This window comes from Paenibacillus sp. BK033, assembly GCF_004345425.1.
Lineage (GTDB): Bacteria > Bacillota > Bacilli > Paenibacillales > Paenibacillaceae > Pristimantibacillus.
In genome coordinates this window covers 331,239-346,701 of the sequence record NZ_SLVP01000007.1, presented here as the reverse complement: position 1 = coordinate 346,701, position 15,463 = coordinate 331,239, and the positions used below count along the sequence as shown (strand labels likewise).

Genomic DNA, 15,463 nt, shown 5'->3' with positions numbered 1-15,463 from the left:
TTGAACTACCTGTCTCCGGAACGTTTCGAAGCACAGTACTACCAACAGATCGGCTAATTGCTCTTAAGCAGTGTCCACTTTCTTGACAGAGGTCCCTGAGGGATCTTATCTGGCTCCGCAAGGTGAAATATGAAGTCCTTAAGGTCCCTCAGAGACCTTAAGGACTAACGAAAGCCCGAATTGGCAAGAAAAATGCCAATGCTTGCACATTTAAGGGCCCTAAGGGATCTTAAGCTTCCTTGCTAAGACAAAAAGAAAGCCGTTAAGGCCCTTTAGGGACCTTAACGGCGCAATTGGGTACGGGCACGCAAGCGAGTGCTCTGCTCCAGGTTGTGTGCTGCAGGCTGGATGGTATTCCAGCACTTATGCCATCCCCGTGTCCGGTGGCCGGACTTGCCCAAGCCGTTTACGGTGAACGCTGCGGCCGTTACAGCGGCAAATCCCGCCGGCTGAAGCTGATAACGCCTGCGGCGTAGCAGGCGAGGCCAATCGCCAGCAGCACCAGCGAGGAGAGCAGCGGATCGCCGCTGCCGGCAGCGATGTCGCTTGGCCGGTACAGGGAGAAAATCGAAATGTACCTCAGCCACTCCACGCTGTCGCTGATTTTGCCAAGCATATCAAGCGCGAACATGCCGATAACGATAAATCCGGAGGTGCCAAGCGCCTTTTTCTCATCGTTCATCACCGAGGAGATCAGAAAGGTAATGCCGCTTGCGGCAATAAACAGCATCCAGGCAACGACGTTCATCTCAATGTACCGCCCACCGTTAAACGCAAACTTGTCTCCGATAAACCATACATAACCGAGCATGCCGGCACCGGTCGTTACCAGCATGATCATCAGCAGCCCCGTGCTCAACACGCCTGCCTGGGTTGCCGCAACCTGCCTCCGGGTAGTTGGCGTGGATAGCAGATACGACATCGAGCCTTGATCCACCAAGCGGGCCATGAGACCGGTCGACAGCATAATGCAGAAGATGGACAGCAGAAGAGGAAGGATAAGACCGTAATATTCGCCGGAAATAAAAGCTTCCATGCTGCCAAAGCCGCCTTGGATATTAAAAGCATTTACAATGCCTTCCGGCATCGATTTCAACAGTTCATTCAACGCGCCGGTATTGTCCGCGATGCCGGGATACAGCCAGAACATCAGCAGGATATAAAAGGCAGAGCCAAACGCGTAATTGCTCATGCCCTTCAGATGAATCTTCATCATTTGCTTGAACAGGGGAAGGTTCATAAAGCGGCAGCCTCCTTTCCGTCCTTATCGTTCTTTCGGTCATAGTACTGCATAAAGACGTCCTCGAGATTTTGCGCGGTAATGTCCAGGCTGCGCACTTTGTATTTCGCGGCTTCATGAATCAGCTCGTTATAATTGCCTTGAACGGCCACGGTAACCCGTTTTCCGTCGCGGGACTCCACCGGTACGCGGCCGCTCTTAACGAAAGCCTCGGCATCCTCCGGATGCTCGAATACGATGACAACCAGCTTTCGCTGCATCGACTGCAGCTCGTGAATGTTATTGGTGGCGACCAAACGGCCGTCCTTTATAATCGCGGCGCGGTCGCAGGTCCGCTCAATCTCCGGGAAGCTGTGGGAGGACATAAGGAAGGTGGTACCGCGGGCTTTCTCCTCCAGCACAAGCTCAATAAACAGCTGCTGCATCAACGGATCAAGGCCGGACGTCGGCTCATCCAGAATAATCAGCTCCGGTCTATGCATAAAAGCGGCGACAATGCCGACCTTCTGCTTCATCCCTTTGGACATTTTGCGGATCGGGGTGGAGACGTCGAACTGAAGCCGTTCGATCAGTTCCTTGCGTCGCGCCGCGCTGTCCACGCGCTGCATGCGGGCCAGAAAATCCAGAAAGTCCCTGCCCGTCATTCCTTCGATAAAAGCAATCTCCCCCGGCAAATAGCCGACCAGCTTCTGCACGATCCCTTGCTGCTTCCAAGTGTCCAGTCCTTTAATCGACGCGCTTCCGTTGTCCGGCTTCATAAAGCCCATGATATGGCGGATCGTTGTGGATTTTCCGGCGCCGTTAGGGCCAAGAAAGCCGAACACCTCACCTTGCTCCACGGTAAAGGACACATCGGAAATCCCTTTGCCGCCAGGAAAAAGCTTCGTCAAACCGTCTACGACCAGCATGCTGACCGCACCTTCTTTCGAGAAATTATGAAATATTAATAGACCTATATTTCATCATTATGATAGGCTCGGTCAAAAGAGAAGTCAATGGGTTATGAAATATTTATATGTTATAATTTCATTACTTTCATATTTATTTTAGAGCCGGAGGGTAACATGAACGGATTCGAAAAAAGAGCCGAGCAGCTTAAAGCGAAGATCAGGGCGGCCGTCCTCGCCATGCTTCAGACCTGCGAGCCTAAACATATCCGCATTGCCGACATTGCGGCCGAGGCAGGGGTGTCGCAGGTGACGATCTATAACTATTTTGGCAGCAAGGAGGATCTGATAAGGGAAGCTTTCAAGCATTACGTCGCGGAGCATGTCGACGATTTCGAAAGGTTTATGAGCAGCGGTCCAACGTTTCAGCAGTTCGTGGAGTATGTGGTTAAGGCCGATACCGAAGCCTTCCGCCGCTTCACGCCGGCATTCATCCAGCAGATGATGAGCGGCGATCCGGCGTTTACCGCTTATATCGATGAGGTCACGCAGCGGAGGGCAATGCCGCTTATGCATGCTTTTATCGAGGAGTGCAAGCGAAAGGGGCAAATCTCGGATAAAGTATCCACGGAGATGATTCTGACCTATGTGAACATGTTTGTGGCGCAATCCCAAAGGCTGCTGGAGGAGGCGCAGCAAAGCGGGAACGGCGAGCAATTCTTCGAGGAATTTCTCCACTTGTTCTTTTATGGCGTTTGCGGGATGGAACCGGGGACTGAAGCTTAAACATTGCTATTACCGCCCTGCTATTGGTACAATACACCGTATTAGAGGACAAGGGAGCGGTATCGATTGACGAAAGCAAAAAAGAGCGGCATCGGACAAGGAACCGGCAAGAAGGGCTGGAGCCGCTGGGATAAGGCAGCCAAGAAGAAGAGCGCGAAGCGGGTATTCAGCAAAGGGCCGAAGGCCGGAGCAAGCAAGAAGGAAGAAGCCGGCGGAGCAAATAAACCGGATAGCGAAGAATAATAGGTTATTGCCTAACATTCACAGATCCGTTATAGTGAGTGTAATTGCATAATGCGTGCGGGTGCTGGATAAAGTCCGGCTGAGATAGGCTACTTGTTTGCCTGACCGTTAATCTGAACCAGGTAATGCTGGCGTAGAGAACCGATCGAATTACAGCCATTCGTGTATTCGCGGATGGCTTTTTCTGTTGTTCTAGCGCCCCCTCGTTAGTTACCGAAGGTTACTAAAGAAAAGGAGTGGCAGAAAGCAATGCAAACGGAAACGATAAGGACCGGCAAATTCACCGGGAGATTGTACGAGAGCTCGAAGGGGGTCTGGGAACGGAGCCACCGTCATCCTTTCCTCGAGGAGCTGAAGGCTGGGACGCTTGATCCCGCCAAGTTTATCTTTTACCTCAAGCAAGACTACGTCTACTTAATCGATTATGCCAAAATGTTCGCTTACGGCAGCATTAAGGCTAACGACCTCCATACGATGGGGAAGTTCTCCGAGCTGTGCCATTCCATTCTGAACGTGGAGATGGCGCTGCACCGGCAATACGCCGAGCGATTCGGCGTGACCAAGGAAGAGCTGGAGAGTACGGAACCGTCGCCTACCACTATCGCTTATACCAAATTTTTGCTTGACGTTGCCGCGCACGGCTCCCTCGCGGAGGTTGCGGCTGCCGTATTGCCTTGCATGTGGAGCTACCGGGAGATCGGCGTCCTGTTCGCCGAAGCGCCCGGCGCGCTTGATCATCCGCTATACCGGGATTGGATTCTGATGTACAGCTCCGAGGAGTTTGGCGAGCTTACCGATTGGTGCATCGGCATCATGGATAGGTTGGCCGAAGCTTTGCCGGAGCCGGAGCTGGCGAAGCTCGAGCGGCATTTCATCATGGCTTCCAAGCTTGAATACATGTTCTGGGATATGGCCTACCGAGAGGAAGAGTGGCCAGTGTGAACAGGCAGCAGGTTACCGTAGAGAGGCCTCTGGAAAAAGACTCACCGGGATTGGCAGGGTTGACCGTTAAAGGGCTGACCTACCGGTTCGAAGGCGAGGAACCGCTCTTCGACGGACTTGATCTGGAAGTGCCCAAGGGACAATTCGTCAGCATCGTAGCCGCAAGCGGCATGGGCAAAACAACCCTGTTCCGTCTGCTTGCCGGTCTGCTCCAGCCTGAATCGGGCACGATCGCGGCAGCTGGCATCGATCCCGGCCAGCGCGGCACCATCGGCTATATGCCGCAGCGCGACTGCCTGATGCCTTGGCGGACGGTGCAGGATAACGCCGCTATCGGCCTGGAGCTTAACGGCGTGCCGAAGCGCGATGCGAGGCGAAGAGTGCTTGAGATGCTGCCTGAACTGGGGCTGGCAGGCACGGAAGCGAAATACCCGCATGAGCTGTCGGGCGGCATGCGGCAGCGGGTATCGTTCCTCCGCTCCTTGCTTGCCGGCGGGGAGCTGATGCTTCTCGACGAACCGTTCAGCGCGCTTGACGCCATGACCCGGATCGGCATGCAGCAATGGCTGCTGCAGGTGTGGGAGAAGCATCGGAAGACGATCCTGTTCATCACGCATGATATCGACGAGGCGCTGCTGCTCTCGGACCAGGTGCTTGTTGCCGCATCGAGACCGATTAAGAAGCTTGAGCGGCTTGTAGTGGATTTACCAAGGCCGCGAACCTACGAGACTACGTTAGATGAACGGTTCGTTGACCTGAAGCGCCGGCTTCTAAAGCAGCTTGGCAGAATTGCCTCCGGCGCGGAAGGGGGCGCAGGCTGATGAAGCTGCTTAAGGATAAGCTTCCGATCCTCCTATTTATCCTGCTGCTGGCCGGATGCTGGGAGCTTGGGCCCCGCGTATTTGATGTTCCGGCGTATATCATTCCGCGGCTGTCGGATGTTATTGCCGCGCTTGGAAGGCATGCAGCGCTGCTGAGCAAGCATTTTGCGCTGACGTTGTGGGAGGCGCTGCTTGGCCTGGTATTTTCGGTCGTGTTTGGCGTGTTGTCCGCGATCTGGATCGACGGCTCCAGCCTTGCGCGCAAAACGATTTATCCGTTAATCGTAGCTTCGCAGACCATTCCGATTATCGCTTTGTCGCCCATTATGGTCATGTGGTTTGGTTATGAGATCGGAAGCAAAATCTCGGTTGTTATTCTGTTTACCTTCTTCCCGGTGGCCGTCAATACGGCGGACGGCTTCCGCACGGCTGACCGCGAGATCGGGGAGCTTCTCCGTTCAATGGGAGCGGGGAAAGCGCAGCTGTTTCTGAAATGGAAGATTCCTTCCGCGCTGCCGTCCTTCTTCACCGGACTAAAGATGGCTGCCGCCATCAGCGTCGGAGGGGCTACGCTTGGCGAGTGGCTGGGCGGAGAATCCGGGCTTGGCGTCTACACGAAGCGTGCAGCGAATATGCTTCGCGGCGACGACGTGTTCGCCGGCGTGCTGCTGTTGTCGCTGATGGGCATTGCATTGTTTGTTGCCGCGCAAATCATGGAGAGACTGGTGCTTGGGCACCGGCGTGTTTAGATCATCTTACGAAGAAAGAACGGCCACCGCCAATACGGCTGGAGTCAGATAGATAAAAAAAGCAATTATTTTTAGGGAGAGATTATACTTATGTTCAGAAATCATAATCGATTTATCAAATCAGGATTAGCATTAGCCCTTGTATTCGCCTTATTGCTGACAGCGTGCTCTTCGGAGAAGAACGGCAGCGCCGGCAGCAATTCCGAGAAAAAGACGGAAGAGTTAACGGTGCTGCTGGACTGGTATCCGAATGCGGTACATACGTTTTTATATGCGGCGGAGGAACAAGGGTATTTTGAAGAAGAAGGGCTTAAGGTCAAGCTCCAGACGCCTGCCGACACGAACGACGCGCTGAAGCTGGTCGCTACGGGCAAAGCCGATCTGGCGCTCAGCTACCAGACGCAAGTAGCCGTTGCCCGCTCGGAGGATATCCCGGTCGTGTCCGTCGGGGCGATTGTCCGCCATCCGCTGAATCAGCTGTTTGTGACGGAGGAGACGGGAATTAAAACGCCTAAGGATCTCGAAGGCAAAAAAATCGGTTATCCGTCCCTTCCTCTGGATGAAGCGATGGTTAATACCATGGTGAAGGCGGATGGGGGCGACCCGTCGAAACTAAATTATGTCGATATCGGCTGGGATCTGATTCCGGCGATGACAACAAACCGCGTCGATGGCATTATCGGCGGTTATATCAATCACGAGAAGCTGCTGCTCGAAAAGGAAGGCGAGAAGCTGATCTCGTTTAACCCGGCGGATTACGGCGTTCCGGATTACTACGAGCTGGTGCTGACGGCAAGCGAGAAAGAGCTCGGCAGCAAGGGCGACGCGATCAAACGGTTCCTCGCGGCCGCGGCGAAAGGCCAGGAATATACCGCAAGCCATCCGGATGAAGCGCTGAAGCTGCTGCTGGATAAGCAGAGCACCGACTTCCCGCTGGATGCGGATATCGAGAAGCAAAGCCTGCAGATTTTGCTGCCGCTCATGGATGCGGGGGAAGAGCCTTTTGCCAGCCAATCCGAGGATTCCTGGAACAGCATTATTAATTGGCTGACGGAGCATGGTCAGATCAAGAAGCCGGTGAAGGCGGCGGATGCTTTCCGCAACTTATAGGTTATATTGAATGATGCTTACGAAGTAAGAATCGTCACAACGGCCTCAAAGGGGCCATTAGTGTGACCATTCTTTTAAGGAGGTTTGGCAGATGGATGAGAGACTGGAGAGATATTCAAGGCAAATGCTGTTTGCGCCGATCGGCGAGCTAGGTCAGCGGAAGCTGGGCGAAAGCTCGGTATGCGTGATCGGGATGGGCGCGCTTGGCACCGTGCTGGCGAATCATATGGTTCGCGCCGGTGTTGGACGGGTCCGCATTGTGGACCGGGACTATGTGGAAAAAAGCAATCTGCAGCGCCAGATGCTGTATGACGAGGATGATGTGCGAGAAGGTTACCCGAAGGCGATTGCCGCGGAGCGCAAGCTCCGCCGGATCAATTCGGATGTGCGGATCGAGGCGATTGTGGCGGATGTGACCGTCCATAACATCGATGAGCTGTTGGACGGCATGGACCTGGTGCTGGACGGAACGGATAACTTCCAGACCCGGTTCCTGCTCAACGATGCGTGCTTCCGCAAAGGCATTCCGTTTACCTACGGCGGTGCGGTCAGCTCGCGCGGCATGAGCGCGATTCTGGTGCCCGGCAGAACGCCTTGCCTGCGCTGCTTCCTCCCTTCGGCGGACAGCGGCGGCCAAACCTGCGATACGATCGGCGTTATCGCGCCCGTTGTGGATATTGTCGCTTCCTACCAGGCGGTAGAAGCGCTTAAATATTTGGTTGAAGCGGAGCAGGCCAGACGCAATAGTCTGGTCACCTTCGATTTGTGGAGCAACTATTACTACGAAATGAAGCTTGGAGAGGCAAAGAAAGACTGCCCTTGCTGTCAGCTGAAGGAATATCCGGCACTGCAGGTGACGGAAAAGGATTCGACGGTGTCTTTATGCGGCCGCAGCACGGTGCAGATCAGCGGACATGGACCGCTGGATCTCTTGCAATGGCGCAAACGGCTGGAGCCGGCTGCGGTGAAGGTAGAGCTTAACGCTTATCTGCTCAAAGCCGAGCTGCCGGAAGGAGAGCGGCTGGTATTGTTTCCGGATGGCAGGGTGCTGGTTCAGGGTACGGAGGACATTGTCCGTGCGAAGACATTGTACGCGAGATATATCGGATATTGATCATAGGGGAGATGAGAGCAGGATGAAGGATTTTCGTCTGTATGCGATCACGGGAGAGCAGTTCCATCCCGGCCGCGACATGCTGGAAGTGATGGAGGAAGCGATCAAAGGCGGCGTGGATATTATTCAGCTGCGGGATAAGGACGGCAGCCCGGAAGAGGTGCTGCGCAAGGCGAAAGCGCTGCGGGAGCTGACGCGGAAATACGGCGTGACCTTTATCGTCAACGACTATATCGATATCGCGCTGGAAGTAGACGCCGACGGCGTTCATCTGGGGCAAAACGACGTCTCGCTCACGAAGGCTAGAGAGCGTGTCGGAGACAAAATCATTGGCATATCCACGCATGCGATTGAGGAAGCGCTGCTTGCCGAAGCGCAAGGCGCCGACTATATCGGCGTTGGCCCGGTTTTCCCGACAAAGACAAAGGTAGACGTCGTTGATCCGGTAACGGTGGCATACGTTCGACAGGTAGCGGAGCAGGTCCTCATTCCTTTTGTCGCGATTGGCGGGATTAAGCTGAGCAATGTGGATGAAGTGCTTGCGGCGGGAGCAACAAGAATTTGCGCGGTAAGCGAGATTGTCGGAAGCTCCGATGTCGCTGGTACCTGCCAAGCCTTCCTCCGCAAGCTGGAAGGAGCGGGAGAGTCGCATGCTGCTGATCGTTAATGGCGAGACCAAAGAGCTGGAAGCCCGCACGATCGAGGATGTCATTGTCCTTTTTGGACTGAAAGAGCGTCCGGTCGTCGTGGAAGCGGATGGCGAGATTATTGCCAAGGAACAGTGGCCGGATACGGAAGTAAGGCCGCGGATGAAGATAGAGCTGGTTCATTTTGTCGGGGGAGGCTGAGCGTAGGATGAAAAAGGATGTATGGCATATCGGGGGACATGAGCTCACCTCGCGGTTTTTTATCGGGACGGGATTATTCCCGAGCCCTTATGTGCAGAAGGAAGCAATCCGGGAATCCGGGGCGGAGGTGCTGACCTTTGCCATTCGCCGGATTAACCTCGCTTCAACCGAGGATGATTCGATTCTGCAGCATGTGGAGGGAGAAGGCTTCCGCTTCCTGCCGAATACGTCCGGCGCTAGCACGGCCGAGGAGGCGGTCCGCATTGCGCGGCTGGCACGGGCTTCGGGGCTCAGCGATTGGATCAAGGTAGAGATCAGCGCCAATGAGCGCACGCTGCTGCCCGATCCGCTGGAGACGCTGAAGGCAACGGAAATTCTCGTCAAGGAAGGCTTTACGGTTCTTCCTTACACCTCGGATGATCCGATCCTGTGCAAAAGGCTGGAGGAAGCGGGAGCGGCTGCCGTTATGCCGGGAGCGGCGCCTATCGGCACAGGGCTTGGCCTATTGAATCCGTATAATATCGGCTTGATCGTGGAGGAAGCGAAGGTGCCGATTATCGTGGACGCGGGCCTGGGCTCAGTCACTGACGTGGCGCAGGCGATGGAGCTTGGCGTATCGGGCGTCTTGATGAATACGCCGGTTGCCAAAGCGAAGGATCCGGTTGGCATGGCCCGGGCAATGAGGCTGGCGATTGAAGCGGGACGTCTGTCGTATTTGTCCGGACGGATCTCGAAGAAGCGTTACGCATCGGCAAGCAGCGGCCACGAGCAGTTTATCGTTAAATAACGGGCCGATAACTTGATAGAAAGCTGGTCTAACCATGGGAGAAACAATTGTGATTATGGGCGGGGGCGTAGTTGGTCTTTCCTGCGCCTTCGAACTGCAGAAGCGCGGACATCAGGCCATCGTTCTGGAGATTGGCCGCTGCGGCGGTCAGGCCTCCGGAGCGGCGGCCGGGATGCTTGCTCCTTACTCCGAAAATGTAGAGGGGCCGGATGATTTCTTCCGCTTGTGCCGGGAAAGTCTGCGTCTGTATCCGTCATGGCGGGATGAAGTCCGCCAGGTGTCCGGGCGGACGTTCGAATATACCGATTCGGGCAGCCTCTATATTGCCTATCACGAGGCGGACCGGCTGGCGCTGGAGGGACGGCGCCTCTGGCAAAGCGAGCATGGATCCGGCGGCGTTGTGCTGGAAGGGGATGAGCTGTTCCGGCAGGAGCCGATGCTGTCCCGCGAGGTGAAGGCCGCGCTGTACACGCCGGAGGAAAGCCATGTCTATGCGCCGGACTACGTGCTGGCGCTGGAGCAGGCATGCCGCCAGACCGGCGTTCCGATCTTCGAGCAGCTTGGCAAAGTAACCGTCGAAGAATGGCGTGATAATCTGGTTATCACAGCGCAGGAGGGCCGGAGCTTTACCGGCGACCGGCTGGTCGTCTGCTCCGGCGCTTGGGCACAGGAGCTGGAGGATGTATTCGATATCCGGATTCCGGTCTATCCGATCCGCGGGCAGATCTGCGCTTACGAAGCGGAAGTAAAGCCGGTGCAGCATATGGTGTTCTGCAATCAGGGTTATCTGGTTGCGAAAGCAAACGGTACGCTTGTATGCGGAGCCTCCGAGGATGTGGCGGGCTTTGATACAACCGTTACGGAGCGGGGAATCGAGCGGCTGCGCAAGTGGAACAAGCAGGCGTTCCCGTTTCTCGCCGAGCGGGAGCCGTTCCATCGCTGGGCGGGGCTCAGGCCTTCCACGCAGGACGGATTCCCGCTGCTTGGTCCGCTGCGGGAATCCGGTGGCCGCGTCATTATGGCCGCGGGTCATTACCGCAACGGCATTCTTCTCAGTCCGGTAACGGCGCAGGTTGTCGCGGATTTTATCGATAACGGCAGCAGGCTGCCGGCGTTTGCGCCGGAACGGTTTTCCTACTAAACGATAAACGGGGTGAAATAGAAATGGCGGAATATAACAATGGCCATGTGGCGAGGGCTTTGACGGTTGCCGGCTCGGACAGCGGCGGCGGAGCAGGCATTCAGGCGGATTTGAAAACGTTCCAGGAGCTGGGCGCCTACGGGATGTCCGCTCTGACGGCGATTACCGCGCAAAATACGCTTGGCGTGCAAGGCGTATTTCCGCTCGCGAAGGAAGCGGTAAAGGCGCAGATTCACTCCGTCGGCAGCGATATCGGCGTTGACGCTTTAAAGACCGGCATGCTGTTTAGTGCCGAGATTATCGAGGAAGTAGCCGGGGCGATTGCTTTCTTTAAATGGACGAAGGTTGTTGTTGATCCGGTTATGATTGCAAAAGGCGGAGCGTCGCTCCTGCAGGTAGAGGCCATCCGGGCTTTAACCCGCAAGCTGCTGCCGCTGACGATGATCGTTACGCCCAATATCCCCGAAGCCGAGCATCTGACCGGAATGGCCATCCGGGGCAAGGCCGACAAGCTGGAGGCAGCGAAAAGGCTGCTGAGCTACGGCGCCCGTTACGTCTTAATCAAAGGCGGGCATGAGTCTGGTGCCGAAGCGGTGGATCTGCTCTTCGACGGCAGCGGCTACAGCGAGCTTTCCGGCAAACGGATCGCTACCGAGCGCACCCATGGTACCGGCTGCACCTATTCGGCTGCGCTCACGGCCGGTCTGGCACAAGGGCTTGATATCGAGGATGCCGTTGGCCAGGCAAAAGCTTATATTCAGGCGGCCATTGAGGACGGCATTAGCATCGGCAGCGGGCATGGCCCAACGAATCATTGGGCATACCGCAAAAGAGGATTAGTAGCCAGATAGTGGACAAGATCCAGTCCTAATTCCGCGCTCCCGATCATACATATGATCAAGAGGAGCGTGAATAAGTTGGAAGATAAGACGGTCAAGCGGTATTATCAGCTCAAGCAGAAGCAGAAGGAAATCGAGCAGGAATTGTCCGAGCTGCGCGGTGAAATTATACAGCATTGCGCCGAGCTAGACCTCTCCGAACTGGAGGTAGGCAGCTACAAGGTGAAGATTGTTTCCCAGGAGCGCAAGGAATTTGATGAGAGCAAGCTGTTTGCTGCTCTTCCCGATCCTGATGTATGGCGGCTGCTCTCGAAGCCCGATACCTCCAAAATCGCCGGTCTCATCAAGCTGAACGTTATTTCGGAAGATACCATCAAGGATACGTTTTCGGTTAAGCACTTATTTCTTCTTCAGGTGGATAAAAAATGAGAAATCCATGATATAACCCCGCCCATTCTTCCTCGAGAATTTGGGCGGGGATTTTTCTTGATTGATTGTTGACAATATTAAGAATTGTGAGATAATTAAAATAAGCTTAGTTCTCGGCGATGCCGAGAAGCGGGGAAACCAATCTTTTGGGGCGAATCAGCCGGATTTCCGGCTGTAGGGAACCATCTATCCCGAGCCCGTCAGCTAACCTCGTCAGCTTGAGATGGGTCTTTTGCGAACGAATTGCAAACGATAGACCCTTAGAAGGGTCTTTTTCTGTTTTTAAGGCCCGAAACGCGCACAGACCATGACCATTCTCTGTGCTGCAGGGGTCTTTTTTTCATTTTTCGTGGAGGTGGGATGGACTTCCCGGCATAGGTGACGCTTTTAAAAACCTTTTGGAGGGATGCGAAATGGTGCAACCAATGGCCGATAACGATAGATCGGCAGGTCTGTCGGAGGCGGAAAGAGAACGTCTTAAGAAGCATTTTCGCGTCAATGATTATTACTTAAACCTGATCGACTGGGATGATCCGAAGGATCCGATCCGCAAGCATCTGATTGCGGCGGCAGGGGAAGCCCCTCATGCGATTCAGGAATACACGTGGGAAGCCGCAGGCTGTAAGCACATTTATCAGTCGATGGTTCTTCTCCCGGTATCCCAGGCAGCGGAAGGAATTGCTTACATCGCCGAACATAATGAAATTCATAAGGTTGTGCTGACGGGAGACAGCTTGATGTTAGGCATTGCCAAGCTGACCAGAATTATCGAGCAGCTGCGGAATATCGAGCATATCGGCACGATTAGGCTGGATTCCAGGATGCCTGTTCATAATCCGATGCGGATTTACGAGGACCGTGAACTGTTAGAGATGTTAAGCCGGTTCTCAAGTCCGGAAAAGCGGATCTATCTGATGACCACGATTAACCATCCGAGAGAAGTAACGGCCGAGGCGAAGAAGGCCTTTAATGCCCTTCACCAGGCGGGCGTTGTCGTTCTAAATCAAACCCCTATTGTCAAGGGCGTTAATAATGACCCTCTTCTGTTAGGCAAGCTGATCGATCAGCTGTCCCAGGCTGGAGTTTCGCCATATTCCTTTATCATTAACCGTCCTAATTCTTCTTATCCCGACTCTAACTTGCCTCTGCAAACGCAGTTCTCTATCGTTCAGCAGGCCAAAGAGCTAACCGCGGAGCTTGGGAAGCGGATCAGGCTTCTGATGGCCCACGATTACGGCAAGGTTGAGCTGCTCGACGTAGAAGGCGGCAAAGCTTACGTGAAATATCATCACTATCAAGAAGAAGGAAAAGGCCGCTTTATTATGCTGGACTGTCCTCCTGAAGCATCGTGGCTGGAGGATTTGACGGAGCATGATGACCATATGGTCTATCTGCCGTCCGGTCAACCCGCCAAGAATAAATAAAGGATGTTCGCAAGCGAAAGAAGAAGTAAGAAGGGATACCATTTCACATCCCGGGAGGCTTCTGTTAATGAGAGTTTACAGTCAGGAAATCGTGGACGCCCTGCAAGCGCAGCAGGAGGAAGTAAACTTAAACGGCACGCAGGTAATCGTGAAGGTTAATCCGGAGGAGACAAGGGCCGGTTATCTCGATCCTTACGAGCTTCGGCTTATGAGGAAATGGGCCGGGCAACAAAAGGCTGCCCCAGCCGCTCCTCCGACCCCGGAGGAGCAGCTTCAGCTCATTCGCGATTCCATGGGATTTCCGAACCGTAATTTGAATACGGTGGAGATTTACACCGGTTATGAACGCGTGAAGCTTGGCGATAACGAAGTTGGCCTATGGCGGTATTATCCGCGCAAATCGATGCGGAAGCCCGATAAGCCTTGCCTTATCTATATACACGGCGGCGGGTGGATTGGCGGCACCGTGTTTGCGGTGGAGAACCCTTGCCGGCTAATCGCCGAGCTGGCGGATGCCGTTGTTTTTAACATCGACTATTCATTGGCTCCGGAGCTTAAATTCCCTAACGGGTTTAACGACTGCTTTAATGCCGTTCAATACATTTACGAGCATGCCGAGGAATACGGCATCGACCGGAACCGGATTGCCGTAGGCGGCGACAGTGCCGGCGGCAACCTGTCGGCTGCCGTAGCAACCAAAGACCGGGATCTGGGTACGCGTATGGTAGCCCAGCAGGTGCTGATTTATCCTTGCGTTACCTTCCTTAACGGGGTGAACGGTTATGAGTGGGAGCTGTCCCAGTTCGAGATGGCGGACGAGCAAAGAACTATGATTGATCCGATGCTGGGGATTGGACGGCCCACCGAAGCCGATCCGGAAGTTAGAAAAGCGTGGGAGCTTTATCTGCCGCGCGAGGAGGACGTACGCAATCCTTATGTCAGTCCGCTTCTGTCTGACAGTAAAGGTCTGCCGCGCACCTTATGCGTCGGAGCGGAATTCGACGGGCTGCGCATTCAGTCCGAAGTTTACAGCAGGCAGCTTGCGGCTGCCGGCGTTCCGGTGAAGACCATCCGTTACAAGGGCAACACGCATGCTTTTATTGACCGTTTGGGCTTTGTGCCGCAGGCGGAGGATTTATGTATCGAAATTGCAAATGCGTTGAAAGCCCTATAATAGAAGAGATAGTTTTTCCAAGCCCGTTCTTCCTTGATGGAAGAACGGGCTTTTTGCGTTAAACTTACATGAAAATATGAAAAATCAGGATTATAGCATACTTGCTAGCACGCAACAAGTAAGAAAATACTCATCAAAGCTCATGCGATTCTCAGAAAGTGGTTAAGACCCATGAAACGCCTAGATTACAGCATTCGTAACGCTTTCATTTACCGCTCGTTGCCAATTTTTGCGGGTGTTCTTAGGGTTCCCAGCCTATTTATAATAGCCTTATCAACAAGTTAGGGAGTGAGTATTTATATGAAATTCATGACTAAAATTGCTATGCTGCTGGTAGCTATCGCCTTGCCGGTAACGGCCCTGTTGCACACAACCGCGGATGCATCCATGTCTGCCGATGCGAAGAGGAATAAGGTTGTTCAAACCGCATTGAACCTGAAAGGCAAAGTGAACTATGTAAGCTGGCAGAACCGTCAAGAGAAAAAAGCCCCTTACGCTACGGACTGCTCCGGATTCACAGCGCTTGTATATAAACTTGCTAATGTAGGCGTTACTCTCGTAAACCGTGACGATGATGATCAAGCTAAAGTGGGAACTAAAGTAGGCTACGGCAACTTCAAAAAAGGAGATCTTCTGTTCTTCTGGAACAGCGGCTCGAAAAACCATAAAGACGTAGGCCATGTCGGCATCTATATCGGCAACGGCAAAATGATTCATAACGCAAGCCCTTCGAAGGACGTTATCGTATCGAACGTTAACGATAGCTATTATAAAGAGCGCTTCATCGTGGGACGTCGCGTGATTAAATAGTTCTTATTATCTCAGTTTTGATGCAAGGAACATTCGAATGACTCCGTTGAGGTTAAAATCAAGATAAAAAGACAATATTTAATTGCTTAAAAGAGCAGGGAAAGGCCGTACGGAGTGAT

General features: G+C 53.9%; 18 protein-coding genes and 1 riboswitch. Of the genes, 16 read left to right on the top strand and 2 right to left on the bottom strand.

Annotation, left to right across the window (positions count from 1 at the left end):
* Positions 1-427 precede the first annotated feature (427 nt).
* Together EV294_RS22605 and EV294_RS22600 are read right to left on the bottom strand one after the other, a co-directional pair.
* Positions 428-1,240 (bottom strand): ABC transporter permease subunit, encoded by an 813-nt coding sequence (locus EV294_RS22605; RefSeq protein WP_132310931.1) that lies wholly within the window; start codon positions 1,238-1,240, stop codon positions 428-430.
* Positions 1,237-2,148: an ABC transporter ATP-binding protein gene (locus tag EV294_RS22600; RefSeq protein WP_132310929.1), complete on the bottom strand. Its 912-nt coding sequence runs from the start codon at positions 2,146-2,148 to the stop codon at positions 1,237-1,239. The genes EV294_RS22605 and EV294_RS22600 overlap by 4 nt, the downstream gene beginning before the upstream one ends.
* A gap of 156 nt (positions 2,149-2,304) precedes the next feature.
* On the opposite strand from EV294_RS22600, the gene EV294_RS22595 reads away from it, so the two are divergent.
* The 16 genes from EV294_RS22595 (at position 2,305) to EV294_RS22520 (ending at position 15,344) form a co-directional block, all read left to right on the top strand.
* Positions 2,305-2,913: a TetR/AcrR family transcriptional regulator gene (locus EV294_RS22595; RefSeq protein ID WP_165930778.1), complete on the top strand. Its 609-nt coding sequence runs from the start codon at positions 2,305-2,307 to the stop codon at positions 2,911-2,913.
* Between the two features lie 66 nt (positions 2,914-2,979).
* Positions 2,980-3,156, top strand: coding sequence for a DUF3934 family protein (locus tag EV294_RS22590; protein WP_132310925.1), 177 nt, complete (start codon positions 2,980-2,982; stop codon positions 3,154-3,156).
* A gap of 249 nt (positions 3,157-3,405) precedes the next feature.
* The gene (gene tenA, locus EV294_RS22585; protein WP_132310923.1) at positions 3,406-4,098 is read left to right on the top strand and encodes a thiaminase II; all 693 of its coding nucleotides are present in this window, start codon (positions 3,406-3,408) and stop codon (positions 4,096-4,098) included.
* Positions 4,095-4,919, top strand: a complete 825-nt coding sequence (locus EV294_RS22580; protein ID WP_132310921.1) for an ABC transporter ATP-binding protein — start codon at positions 4,095-4,097, stop codon at positions 4,917-4,919. The genes tenA and EV294_RS22580 overlap by 4 nt, the downstream gene beginning before the upstream one ends.
* Positions 4,919-5,668: an ABC transporter permease gene (locus EV294_RS22575; RefSeq protein WP_132310919.1), complete on the top strand. Its 750-nt coding sequence runs from the start codon at positions 4,919-4,921 to the stop codon at positions 5,666-5,668. Before EV294_RS22580 ends, EV294_RS22575 begins: the two co-directional genes overlap by 1 nt.
* Before the next feature lie 90 nt (positions 5,669-5,758).
* The gene (locus EV294_RS22570; RefSeq protein WP_132310917.1) at positions 5,759-6,778 is read left to right on the top strand and encodes an ABC transporter substrate-binding protein; all 1,020 of its coding nucleotides are present in this window, start codon (positions 5,759-5,761) and stop codon (positions 6,776-6,778) included.
* A 91-nt stretch (positions 6,779-6,869) separates the two neighbouring features.
* Positions 6,870-7,892, top strand: coding sequence for a thiazole biosynthesis adenylyltransferase ThiF (locus EV294_RS22565; protein WP_132310916.1), 1,023 nt, complete (start codon positions 6,870-6,872; stop codon positions 7,890-7,892).
* Positions 7,893-7,914: 22 nt separating this feature from the next.
* Entirely contained in the window at positions 7,915-8,559 is a 645-nt protein-coding gene (thiE, locus tag EV294_RS22560) for a thiamine phosphate synthase (RefSeq protein WP_132310914.1), read from the top strand.
* Positions 8,543-8,740 carry a sulfur carrier protein ThiS gene (gene thiS, locus EV294_RS22555; protein WP_132310913.1) on the top strand — a complete coding sequence of 66 codons (198 nt, stop codon included), beginning with the start codon at positions 8,543-8,545 and terminating at the stop codon, positions 8,738-8,740. The genes thiE and thiS overlap by 17 nt, the downstream gene beginning before the upstream one ends.
* A 7-nt stretch (positions 8,741-8,747) precedes the next feature.
* Positions 8,748-9,527, top strand: coding sequence for a thiazole synthase (locus EV294_RS22550; protein WP_132310912.1), 780 nt, complete (start codon positions 8,748-8,750; stop codon positions 9,525-9,527).
* 34 nt (positions 9,528-9,561) lie between these two features.
* On the top strand, positions 9,562-10,668 hold the full coding sequence (gene thiO / locus EV294_RS22545) for a glycine oxidase ThiO (RefSeq protein ID WP_132310910.1): 1,107 nt from the start codon (positions 9,562-9,564) through the stop codon (positions 10,666-10,668).
* Positions 10,669-10,691: 23 nt separating this feature from the next.
* Positions 10,692-11,519, top strand: coding sequence for a bifunctional hydroxymethylpyrimidine kinase/phosphomethylpyrimidine kinase (thiD, locus tag EV294_RS22540; RefSeq protein WP_132310908.1), 828 nt, complete (start codon positions 10,692-10,694; stop codon positions 11,517-11,519).
* 42 nt (positions 11,520-11,561) lie between these two features.
* On the top strand, positions 11,562-11,936 hold the full coding sequence (locus tag EV294_RS22535) for a hypothetical protein (RefSeq protein ID WP_132310907.1): 375 nt from the start codon (positions 11,562-11,564) through the stop codon (positions 11,934-11,936).
* A 93-nt stretch (positions 11,937-12,029) separates the two neighbouring features.
* Positions 12,030-12,168, top strand: a riboswitch (cyclic di-AMP (ydaO/yuaA leader).
* A 181-nt stretch (positions 12,169-12,349) separates the two neighbouring features.
* A complete protein-coding gene (locus EV294_RS22530; protein ID WP_132310905.1) occupies positions 12,350-13,360 on the top strand; it encodes a KamA family radical SAM protein in 1,011 nt (336 codons plus the stop codon).
* A gap of 67 nt (positions 13,361-13,427) precedes the next feature.
* Entirely contained in the window at positions 13,428-14,534 is a 1,107-nt protein-coding gene (locus EV294_RS22525) for an alpha/beta hydrolase (RefSeq protein ID WP_165930777.1), read from the top strand.
* Positions 14,535-14,834: 300 nt separating this feature from the next.
* Positions 14,835-15,344 carry a C40 family peptidase gene (locus tag EV294_RS22520; RefSeq protein ID WP_132310902.1) on the top strand — a complete coding sequence of 170 codons (510 nt, stop codon included), beginning with the start codon at positions 14,835-14,837 and terminating at the stop codon, positions 15,342-15,344.
* Positions 15,345-15,463: the final 119 nt, after the last annotated feature.

What these genes read in the sequence shown, in the direction of transcription:
- EV294_RS22525 (WP_165930777.1), top strand. Translation starts at nt 13,428, where the DNA reads ATGAGAGTTTACAGTCAGGAAATCGTGGACGCCCTGCAAGCGCAGCAG.
- EV294_RS22550 (WP_132310912.1), top strand. Translation starts at nt 8,748, where the DNA reads ATGAAAAAGGATGTATGGCATATCGGGGGACATGAGCTCACCTCGCGG.
- EV294_RS22565 (WP_132310916.1), top strand. Translation starts at nt 6,870, where the DNA reads ATGGATGAGAGACTGGAGAGATATTCAAGGCAAATGCTGTTTGCGCCG.
- EV294_RS22595 (WP_165930778.1), top strand. Translation starts at nt 2,305, where the DNA reads ATGAACGGATTCGAAAAAAGAGCCGAGCAGCTTAAAGCGAAGATCAGG.
- EV294_RS22520 (WP_132310902.1), top strand. Translation starts at nt 14,835, where the DNA reads ATGAAATTCATGACTAAAATTGCTATGCTGCTGGTAGCTATCGCCTTG.
- EV294_RS22535 (WP_132310907.1), top strand. Translation starts at nt 11,562, where the DNA reads ATGATCAAGAGGAGCGTGAATAAGTTGGAAGATAAGACGGTCAAGCGG.
- thiS (WP_132310913.1), top strand. Translation starts at nt 8,543, where the DNA reads ATGCTGCTGATCGTTAATGGCGAGACCAAAGAGCTGGAAGCCCGCACG.
- tenA (WP_132310923.1), top strand. Translation starts at nt 3,406, where the DNA reads ATGCAAACGGAAACGATAAGGACCGGCAAATTCACCGGGAGATTGTAC.
- EV294_RS22605 (WP_132310931.1), bottom strand. Translation starts at nt 1,240, where the DNA reads ATGAACCTTCCCCTGTTCAAGCAAATGATGAAGATTCATCTGAAGGGC.
- thiE (WP_132310914.1), top strand. Translation starts at nt 7,915, where the DNA reads ATGAAGGATTTTCGTCTGTATGCGATCACGGGAGAGCAGTTCCATCCC.
- EV294_RS22575 (WP_132310919.1), top strand. Translation starts at nt 4,919, where the DNA reads ATGAAGCTGCTTAAGGATAAGCTTCCGATCCTCCTATTTATCCTGCTG.
- EV294_RS22570 (WP_132310917.1), top strand. Translation starts at nt 5,759, where the DNA reads ATGTTCAGAAATCATAATCGATTTATCAAATCAGGATTAGCATTAGCC.
- thiO (WP_132310910.1), top strand. Translation starts at nt 9,562, where the DNA reads ATGGGAGAAACAATTGTGATTATGGGCGGGGGCGTAGTTGGTCTTTCC.
- EV294_RS22600 (WP_132310929.1), bottom strand. Translation starts at nt 2,148, where the DNA reads ATGCTGGTCGTAGACGGTTTGACGAAGCTTTTTCCTGGCGGCAAAGGG.
- thiD (WP_132310908.1), top strand. Translation starts at nt 10,692, where the DNA reads ATGGCGGAATATAACAATGGCCATGTGGCGAGGGCTTTGACGGTTGCC.
- EV294_RS22530 (WP_132310905.1), top strand. Translation starts at nt 12,350, where the DNA reads ATGGTGCAACCAATGGCCGATAACGATAGATCGGCAGGTCTGTCGGAG.